The 7713-nt window shown below is 60.6% G+C and carries 9 protein-coding genes; 7 read left to right on the top strand and 2 right to left on the bottom strand.

What is annotated here, in order from left to right; genetic code table 11:
* From A6F49_RS17920 to A6F49_RS00300, 3 genes are all read left to right on the top strand, one after another.
* On the top strand, positions 1 to 708 hold a 708-nt coding region (locus A6F49_RS17920; protein WP_043056624.1), incomplete at its 5' end, for an Lhr family helicase.
* A 9-nt stretch (positions 709 to 717) separates the two neighbouring features.
* Entirely contained in the window at positions 718 to 1719 is a 1002-nt protein-coding gene (locus A6F49_RS00305) for a pseudouridine synthase (RefSeq protein WP_067605425.1), read from the top strand.
* Positions 1720 to 1837: 118 nt separating this feature from the next.
* Entirely contained in the window at positions 1838 to 3448 is a 1611-nt protein-coding gene (locus A6F49_RS00300) for an MFS transporter (RefSeq protein WP_043056626.1), read from the top strand.
* 206 nt (positions 3449 to 3654) lie between these two features.
* Here the strand turns inward: A6F49_RS00300 and A6F49_RS00295 are convergent, their stop codons facing one another.
* Entirely contained in the window at positions 3655 to 3942 is a 288-nt protein-coding gene (locus A6F49_RS00295; protein WP_043056675.1) for a hypothetical protein, read from the bottom strand.
* A gap of 30 nt (positions 3943 to 3972) precedes the next feature.
* Between A6F49_RS00295 and A6F49_RS00290 the strand changes: the two genes are divergently transcribed.
* From A6F49_RS00290 to tgt, 4 genes are read left to right on the top strand one after another with little or no spacing between them, the layout of a single operon-like run.
* The gene (locus A6F49_RS00290) at positions 3973 to 4512 is read left to right on the top strand and encodes an NUDIX hydrolase family protein (RefSeq protein WP_043056627.1); all 540 of its coding nucleotides are present in this window, start codon (positions 3973 to 3975) and stop codon (positions 4510 to 4512) included.
* Positions 4513 to 4531: 19 nt separating this feature from the next.
* Positions 4532 to 4852, top strand: coding sequence for a non-heme iron oxygenase ferredoxin subunit (locus A6F49_RS00285; RefSeq protein ID WP_052504643.1), 321 nt, complete (start codon positions 4532 to 4534; stop codon positions 4850 to 4852).
* Complete coding sequence (locus A6F49_RS00280) at positions 4852 to 5955, top strand: NAD(P)/FAD-dependent oxidoreductase (RefSeq protein WP_043056629.1); 1104 nt, start codon at positions 4852 to 4854, stop codon at positions 5953 to 5955. Before A6F49_RS00285 ends, A6F49_RS00280 begins: the two co-directional genes overlap by 1 nt.
* A 31-nt stretch (positions 5956 to 5986) precedes the next feature.
* Entirely contained in the window at positions 5987 to 7255 is a 1269-nt protein-coding gene (gene tgt / locus A6F49_RS00275; protein ID WP_043056630.1) for a tRNA guanosine(34) transglycosylase Tgt, read from the top strand.
* On the opposite strand, the gene A6F49_RS00270 is transcribed toward tgt, so the two are convergent.
* Positions 7252 to 7707: an SRPBCC domain-containing protein gene (locus tag A6F49_RS00270; RefSeq protein ID WP_043056631.1), complete on the bottom strand. Its 456-nt coding sequence runs from the start codon at positions 7705 to 7707 to the stop codon at positions 7252 to 7254. The two genes, tgt and A6F49_RS00270, sit on opposite strands and share 4 nt — an antisense overlap.
* Positions 7708 to 7713: the final 6 nt, after the last annotated feature.

Raw genomic sequence — 7713 nt, 5'->3', positions numbered from 1 at the left:
GCCCGACTGCGCCGTCTCAACCGGCTTGCCCCGGACACCGCCCTGGCCCGGGACCCCGACCCGCCGACCGCCGTGGGGCGCTGGTCGCTGCTGCCCGAACGCACCACCGACAACACCACCGCGCTGCACGCCCAGGCCGAATACCTGCTGGACCGTTACGGTGTGATCACCCGCGGAGCGGTCAATGCCGAGGCCCTACCCGGCGGGTTCTCGGCCTACTACCGGTTACTATCCAAAATGGAAGAGGCCGGGCATATCCGCCGCGGCTACTTTATTGACGGACTCGGCGCCGCCCAATTCTCAACCGCCGCCACCGTGGACGCACTGCGCGCTTTCGACCAAGAACCCACCCACCCACAAACTGTGGCCCTGGCGGCAACCGATCCGGCCAACCCATACGGTGCCACCCTGGACTGGCCCGATACCCAAGGCCACCGCCCCGGACGCAAGGCCGGCGCCTACGTGGTGTTAGTCAATGGCCAATTGGTGCTGTACCTGGAACGCGGTGGCAAAACCCTGCTGCAGTTCTCCAACGACCACCTCGGGCCCGCCGCGACCGCATTAGAAACCGCCATCCGCCGCGCCGGCACCGACAAGCTGGCCATCCAAACCGTCAACGGCGACCCGCTGGTGGGCACCGAACTCGCCGGCCACCTGGTCGAAGCCGGGTTTTACACCGCACCCAACGCCGTCCGCTTCCGGGCCTAAACTAGAACCATGCCCAATCCCCCACTGCCCGTACGCAACGGCGTCGGCCCCACCCGCCTGCGCATCCCCGCCAACACCCCCGGCACCATCATCGAGCACCTGCGCACCCGGTTCCCGCACCTGCCCGATGACGCACTGACCCAGCGCCTCACCGACGGCGAAATCGTGGGCAACAACGGCACCTTGATCACCGCAACCACACCGGCCACCGAGCACGAGTTCATTTGGTACTACCGGTCGGTGCCCGATGAAGCGCGCATCCCCTTTGACCTCACCGTCCTGGCCGCCGATGAACACCTCGTTGTCGCCGATAAGCCACACTTTTTACCCACCACCCCCGGCGGCCAATTCGTTCAAGAAACCGCGCTGGTACGCCTGCGCAACCAACTAAACATGCCCGATCTGGTCCCGCTGCATCGCCTCGACCGGGCCACCGCCGGCGTCTTGCTGTTCTCGCCCAATCCCGAAACCCGCGGCGCCTATCAGCAGCTATTTGAACCCCGCCAGGTCACCCGCCAGTATCGCGCCGTCGTACACATCCCGTCTGACGCCAAGTTGTATCTGGAACGTTTTCCGCTGACCTTCCGCAACCGGATCATCAAAACCAAGGGCGTTATCACCGCCGAAGTCGCAGCCTATGACACCGCCCACTCCGGCCGCATCGAGGCCCCCCGGGTGGGCAAACGTCGTCGCAGCCACGACCCCACCACCGGCCCCAATGCCATCACCGACATCCAGCTGTTAGCCCATCGGTTGACCGACGACGGCGGCGCACTGGCCCACATAGCGCTGTCCCCACAAACGGGGCGAACCCACCAGTTGCGTATCCACCTTGCCGCACTGGGTCACGGGATTTTGCACGACCGGTTCTACCCGGAGCTGTTGGATCATGCGCCCGATGATTACGCCACCCCGCTGCAACTGTTGGCCAATGGTTTGGCCTTCACCGATCCGCTAACCGGCCAGCATCGCGAGTTCACGTCGCAGCGTACGTTGGCGTTTGCACCCTAGGCATGCCACGCGCAGCCTGATAGAAGCCAGTGGGGTCGCGTGTCACACCGTAGAATAGCGTCTTGGAAAGTAAAATAGCTGGACTCAAGCACAAGATTATTCGGTGGGAGGAGTGCACGTGGCCAAAAAGCCATCAGAGTCGTCAGAGGCCCTGGCTCGGCTAAAGAAGTCTCAATCATCCGCCCACCCTGATACTTCGGCCGAACAGTCTCTGACTTCCGGAACTTCTGCTGGCGACGACGCCGATAAGCAACCGCAAGCGGCGAAGAAATCTGCCGCGCGTCCTAGTACCGGTGAGAAAGTCACCGTGCGGGATCGACTCAATGCGTGGCTGGATTCCTTTCGTGGACCAACCCAAGAAGATATCGAACGCGCGATTGCCGAAACACCCGATCGGTTGCAGGCTCGTTGGGAGAAGCTGCAGGATGATCGCCGCAAAGCTCGCGAAGAACAAGAGCGCCTGCAACAGTTGGCGCTGGATATTCAAGAAGCCAAAGAGGCCCTGGAGACTCAGCGTGAGCGGGAGTCCGAGCGGATGGCCCGGTTGGAACGTGAGCAAGCGGCACTTGCGCGGCGTCGTCAACAGGAACGCGAGACCGAAGCGCTGCTGAAAGCTGCTCGAGAATTAGAGTCCGATGATATTCCGGCTCCTGAGAATCGTCCGATGCTGCAACGAGACGACGAGTACCTCAGCGATGAGGAACTCCTTGAGCGTGCTCGGCAGAATCTGCCCGAGTGGCAACGGCTTGAACGTCTGGTCACCAAGGCTCGTGCGATCGAAGCTCAGACGCCACCGCCGCCACCTGAAGATCAACTCGAAGAGGTCGATGATGGCGAAGAGGTAGTCCTACCCTTTCCGGAGCCGGTCACCGATGATCCCGAACCCCAGCACCTCGATGGTTTTCGTCGGATAACGCTGAGTATTAGCTGGGTGTTATTTGTCGTCGTCGGGCTCTTTGCGTTGGGCTGGATGGGTCCTTGGCCTTCTATTGTGGATGCGCACGATGGTCTCTATCAGGGTTCGACCTCGCTGATGTCGATGGCCGCCTGGCACGTGCTGGCTTGGCCATTATTATGGGCCTTGATGATGGTGTACACGCTGTATCAGTGGGCTCCTTCGCAAATTTCGGCGATGCGCAACCGGGCCACGGCCTGGTATGTTTCCAATGCGATGCTGCTGGCCTCGGGCACGATATTGTTGGCACACTTTCAGGATTACGGCCTGGAGATCATTACTTCCTGCGGTGCGGTGGTGTTGCTGTACCGGGCGGTGAAGAACCTCAATGTGTATACGGAACGAACGAGCAAGGAACGCTTCTTGGTGGATGTGCCGATCGGGGCATTTACCGGGTGGATGCTGATCTTCTCGGCTACTACCGTGTTTACGGGGATGGCAGCCTGGAATATTTCCGATCTACTGTTCATCCCCGAGATCATATGGGCGATTATCGCAACGCTGATCTTACTTGTGCTGTTGTCGCAGCTATCACTCACGGGACGAGGTCGCATGTCAGTGGTCTTGGGCTTTACGTTCGGTCTGTCAGCCATCGTGGGCTCCCGACTCTTTGGAGAAAATAATTCATTCCTTCTGGTGGGTATTGCCCTACTTGGCCTCTTCGTTATCTTGGCGGCCACTGAGAACCGTCGTTATCAAATCTCCGTTGCCGAAAAGCGAGCGATGGAGCACCTTACCTATATAGATTCAGACGACAACTACAGCGCCCAATAAAGATTCCGCAGGATTGGTTGGGTGGGGTCTAACCAGGTGCGGGTTGGAAGACGTGGGTGCCGTTGATGGTGCCGATGGTCCAATATTGTGGATAATGTGCCGGCATCTGCAGACTTCTCCACAATTTTCTTTTGGGTAGAAAAATGACCCCGCTCAAGCAACGAAACGAGGTCAGCGTTGGTGGAGAGCCTAGAACGCCGGCAAGGCTAGCGCGGCACCCACCGACCACCGCGGCGCAAAAGCAACCGGCCAGGCCCGGTCGTGGCGACTCGGGAGACGGCATCGGCCATGGCATCGGCGACGAAGTGGGCGTCGCCGTCGTCCTCGAGAGAAAAACGCACCACAATCTGGGGCACATTCGACAGAATCTGAATGTCGGTGTGCTCAACGGTGGCGATGGACGACACTGCGGCAACGGCGGAATCCATGACTTCTTCGGGGTTGTGGCCGGGGTGAATATCTCCGATGGGTAGTATCGCGCGGTATGAAGGCATGTGTGACATTGTAGTTGTAGAGTGGAGCTCATGACGGTTCGAACTCCAGATCCTAATCCCGGTTGGCTCGACGAAACGGAATTGACTGCGGCACGCGCGCGGTTGCCGATGATCTACGTTGAAGCAATCCCTGTCCGCCTCGATGATTATGGCCGTGTGGTGGAAGTCGGTCTGTTATACCGTGCCGATACCTCAGGCAATTTCCGCTACTCTTTTGTGTCCGGACGCGTGCTGTATATGCAGTCGATTCGCGACACGCTCATGACCCACCTCGAAAAAGATCTCGGCACGCTGGCGATGCCACAGTTGCCCATCACCCTGCAGCCGTTTACGGTGGCCGAATACTTCCCGTATGCTTCAAGCTCGGGGCTCACGGATGACCGCCAGCATGCGGTTGCCCTGTGTTACGTGGTACCGGTGCGCGGTGATACACAGCCGCGCCAAGATGCCCTGGATGTTGCGTGGATGTCACCGGAACAGGCACTGTCGCCGGAGATCACCAATGAATTCGAAGGTGGCCGCGGCAAGCTTGTGACGCAAGCGCTAGCGTGGGCGAACTGGGGGTTCTAGGCTGGAGATGGAGGATTTTATGACCAACATTGATATTGGCGCGGAAGAAGATTTCCCGTTAGAAGAAGGCGTGTACATTGGCCACGAGGTTACCGGTGGCGAACCAATCGCGGTGTTCCGCACTGACGAGGGTATTTATGCACTCAATGATCGGTGCACCCACGGTAACTATTCGCTATCCGAGGGCTGGGTTGAAGACGGCACGGTCGAGTGCCCCAAACACGCCTCATCGTTCTGCTTGGCCAACGGCAAGGTCCTGAACCTGCCGGCCACCGAAGACGCTCCGACACATCGCATCGAAGTGGTCGATGGACGCGTCCTGCTGACCCCGCAGTTTTAATGTCCAACGTTGTTCTTGTGGGCGGTTCGGTCGCCGGGTTTTCGGTGGCCGCCGGACTGCGCGAGGCCGAGTTTTCGGGCGCCATCACGATCATCGATCCGCACCACACCGCTCTGGATCGGCCGCCGCTATCGACCGAGTATCTTACCGACGACGTCGACCTGGCCTTAGCACCGGATGAGTGGTTCACAGAACATAGCGTCACCTGGGTGCAAGACACCGCAGTACGCGTGGGCGAAGGGTTCGTGGACACCGCGACCCAGCGCTTTGCAGCCGACCACATAGTGATCGCCACCGGTGCCGTTCCCAAGACTCTGGACCTAGAGAAACCGGTCTATACCCTGCGAAATGTGGCCGACGCCAACGAGCTACGCCACGCCCTACGCCCCGGCGTCAACGTGGCCATTGCCGGAGGCGGCCTACTGGCACCAGAATTAGCCACTTCGGCCAAAGCCCTGGGCGCCAACGTGACTGTCTTTACCCCGCAGGTCCCGGCCGCAGAAATCTTTGGGGAGCTGGCCGAAACACTCTATGCCACCATGTGTGAACACGTTGAGGTGATTGAACGTCGGCTCACCGTGGATGAAAACCTGGACCGCTTCGATCTGATCATCGCCGCAGTCGGGGTGGAACCCAATGTCGCCGTCGCCCAAGACTCCGGCGTCACCATTGACGATGGGATCGTCGTGGATGAGGCCTACCGCACCACGATCAACGGGATCTATGCGATCGGTGATGTGTGCCGTATTCGGAACCGGCCGCGCCAGGACCACTGGGACCACGGCCGTGCCTCAGCCGCGCGCGTGGTCAACACGATCATGGGCACCGAGCCGAGCGCACCAACCCCGGCCTGGGTGTGGTCGGATCAATTCGGCCACGACGCCCAAGCCATCGGTCGGGTTATCCCGCAAGCACACGAACACCTGGTGCACCGCGGGGACAATGCCATTTTCGTCGTCGACGGCGACCGGCTCATCGGGGCCGCCGCACTGGACGAACAGATGATCATCCGTGCCGCTACACGCATCATCACCCGGGGTATTGCGGTCGATCCCGCCCAACTGGCCGACCCGGAAATCCCCATCCGGCGCCTCACGCGCTAAGCGGCTCCCGCGGGCGACTACACTAAAGTTCATGGCAGAACCCAGCGATTTTTCTTTCACCCTTGGCACGCGCATGGACGGCGCGCACGGCCGCACCGGAACCATCCACACCCCGCACGGCGATATTCAAACTCCGGCATATATTCCCGTCGGGACCAAGGCCACGGTCAAAGCCGTGCTGCCCGAGGTAGTCAAAGACCTCGGCGCCCAAGCGGTGTTATCCAACGCCTATCACCTCTACCTGCAGCCCGGCCCCGAACTGCTGGATCTGCACGGCGGGCTGGGTAAATTCATGAACTGGGAGGGCCCCACCTTCACCGACTCCGGTGGTTTCCAGGTCATGTCGCTGGGCTCGGGGTTCAAAAAAGTCATTGACATGACCGGGCCTGAGGCGCAAGGAAAGGTCGGTTCGGACGACGCCGTTGCACCCGGCAAGGAACGCCTAGCTAATGTCGACGACGACGGCGTGTGGTTCACCTCCCACATCAACGGTGACCGTCACCGGTTCACCCCAGAGGTGTCGATGAATATTCAGCACCAGCTGGGCGCTGACGTCATGATGGCCTTCGACGAATTGACCACCCTGCACAATTCGCGTGGCTACCAAGAAGAATCCCTGGAGCGCACTCGCGTCTGGGCCCAGCGCAGCCTGGACGAACACGCCCGGCTCACGGAACAACGCTCCCACCGGCCCTATCAGGCACTCTACGGGGTGATTCAGGGCGCCCAATATGAAGATCTGCGGCGCAAAGCCTGCCGGGACCTGCGCGAAATGCGTGCCGACTTCAACGGCACCGAAGCCGGTTTCGACGGCTACGGGCTCGGCGGGGCGTTCGAGAAAGAAAACCTGGGCACGATCGTGGGCTGGTGTGCCGAAGAACTGCCCGAGGACAAACCTCGCCACCTGCTGGGCATCTCCGAACCGGATGACTTATTTGCCGCAATCGAGGCCGGCGCCGATACCTTTGACGCCGTCTCCCCCACCCGAGTGGGCCGCACCGGCGCGTTCTACACCGAATACGGGCGCATCAACCTACCGCGCGCTGAATTCGCCGCCGACCTGTCGCCGCTGCAAGAAGGCTGCGACTGCTACACCTGCGCCAACTATTCCAAGGCCTATGTGCGACACTTGATCAAGGCCGATGAAATTCTGGCCGGGACCCTCATGTCGATTCACAACCTGCGCTTCACTATCCGTCTGGTCGACACGATCCGGCAGTCCATCATCGACGGTGACTTCTGTGAATTCAAAGAGCAGATGCTGGGCCGGTACTACGACAAACAAAAGCGTCCGGTCTAAAGCTCGAATCGTTCGGCCAGCTGTTGCAGTGCTATGCGGTGGCCGTGGCGCGTACCGGTTAGCATGTCCTGTCCAACAAACGACGTCGTCTGATTCGTGACAACGACGCGCGTGCCCTGCGATGCCAGGTCAAATTCCCAGGTCACCAGACTGGTGGTCAGGGGTCGGTCGTCGGTGCGTAGCGTCTCCGTGTAGACAATCAGCTGGGGTGGCTCAACCAGGATGTAGTCCACGGTGGCCTCAAATTCCAAGACGCCCGGGGTCCCGCACCGGTAGATCGCGCGGCCGCCGGTGACGAACTCATCGGAAAGATATTCCAGCCCGTCCCCGGCGGGTACCGACCACCGGGCCCGCACCGCGGTGTCCGCATACGCCTGCCACACGTGCGACACCGAAGCGTTCACCAGCTGGGTGGCCGTAATGGTGTCGTGGATCAACTCGGCGTGCGTCATAGCTGC

Origin of the sequence: Enteractinococcus helveticum, from assembly GCF_001657475.1 — a bacterium.
GTDB classification, from domain to species: Bacteria; Actinomycetota; Actinomycetes; order Actinomycetales; family Micrococcaceae; genus Yaniella; species Yaniella helvetica.
Note: the sequence above shows the minus strand (reverse complement) of the source record. Positions and strands in the feature narration are given on the sequence as shown.